Source organism: Caballeronia sp. (assembly GCF_049581465.1).
GTDB lineage: Bacteria > Pseudomonadota > Gammaproteobacteria > Burkholderiales > Burkholderiaceae > Caballeronia.
The window spans coordinates 1-1,652 of the sequence record NZ_JBAUSA010000510.1 but is presented as its reverse complement, the minus strand read 5'-3'; the positions used below and the strand labels follow the sequence as shown (position 1 = coordinate 1,652).

At 62.0% G+C, this 1,652-nt stretch carries 1 protein-coding gene; it reads left to right on the top strand.

Going from position 1 to position 1,652, the window contains the following annotated elements; genetic code table 11:
* Window positions 1-68: 68 nt before the first annotated feature.
* On the top strand, window positions 69-1,652 hold a 1,584-nt coding region (locus WCA53_RS12500), incomplete at its 3' end, for a glycoside hydrolase family 15 protein (protein ID WP_423910140.1).

Sequence of the window (1,652 nt, the reverse complement as noted above, 5' to 3'; positions counted from 1 at the left end):
GCACCATGCTTCTAGCCGCCGCACTTGTTTGCCGAAGGTTCAGCAAGCGCTAGGAGGAGCCCGTGTCGATGCGCATCGAAGATTACGCGTTGCTCGGAGACGGTCGCTCCGGCGCGCTCGTGGATCGACAGGGATCGGTCGACTGGTTGTGCTGGCCAACGTTTGACGGGGACACCTGCTTCGCTGCGCTGCTCGGCGACGCGCACCACGGATGCTGGCGCATTACGCCTCGGGAACCGGTGATACGGACGGCACGGCGTTATCTCGACGAGGGCCTTATTCTGGAGACCACCTTGGTGACCGGGTCGGGCACGGTCACGCTGATGGACTGGATGGTCTGGGGCGCGGCGCAGCCAACGCTGGCGCGCCGGGTCCGCTGCGAGGGTGGCCCGGTGTGCATGGAATGTGAGCTGATTGTGCGCTTCGACTACGGGCGCGCGGTTCCATGGGCCAAGAGAGCTGGCGAGCGAGTGCAATTGATCGCCGGGCCTCAAGCGCTCTGGCTGGACTCTTCTGCAGAACTGTCTTGCGATGGAAATGACGTTCGGATGACCTTTGAGATGCGACCGGACGAGCAACGAGAGTTTTCCCTCACATGCAGCGATTCTTTCGGTCCAGCCCCGGCCGTTCCCGATCTCGATACCGCGCTTTACAGCACAGCGGCCTTCTGGACCGAATGGTCGTCGCGCAGCACGGTGACAGGGTCCTATGCCGACGCGATACAGCGGTCGTTAATTACGCTCAAGGCGCTGTCGAGTCTTAAAACAGGCGGTATAGTCGCGGCGCCGACGAGTTCACTACCGGAACGCGTAGGCACCACCCACAATTGGGACTATCGATTCTGCTGGCTACGGGACGCGAGCTTCACGCTCAAGGCATTGCTCGCTGGCGGCTACCAGGAGGAAGCAGCGCGTTGGCGCGACTGGCTCGTACGGGCTATCGGCGGCGATCCGGCACAACTGCAAATCATGTACACGCTCGATGGCGCACGTCGCGTGGATGAATGGGAATGCCCGTGGCTTCCGGGTTACGAACAGTCGGCACCGGTGCGTTTCGGCAACGCAGCGGTCGGCCAGATGCAGCTCGACATCTACGGCGAAGTCCTTAATGCGTTGTATATCTCCCGGTGCGCAGGCCTCGCGCTCGACGAGGACGCCTGGTCGCTCGAAAAGCGTCTGGTCGAACACCTGGAGCAGCGGTGGCGCGAGCCGGATAACGGTATCTGGGAGGTGCGCAGCGGTCGTAAGCCCTATACCCTATCGAAAGTGATGACGTGGGTCGCGGTCGACCGCGCGCTGCGCTCGGCCCGAGACTTTGGCATGCCCGCGCCGACGCACACGTGGCAGCGGCTTGCAGAACGCGTTCGCAAGGATGTCCTCGAGCATGGCTTCAATCGAAACCTGAACACGTTCACACAAACCTACGGCGGTGATGAGCTCGATGCGAGCCTCTTGTTGATTCCACTCACGGGCTTCCTGCCAGCGAACGATCCGCGTGTGAGTGCAACGGTACACGCCATCGAAAATGGCTTGATGGAGGACGGCTTGGTGCTGCGCTATCGCACCAAAGCTGGACCCGACAGTTTGGAAGACGGCGAGGGCGCGTTTCTCGCTTGCGGTTTCTGGCTTGCGCATGTCCAGCACCTTCAGGGG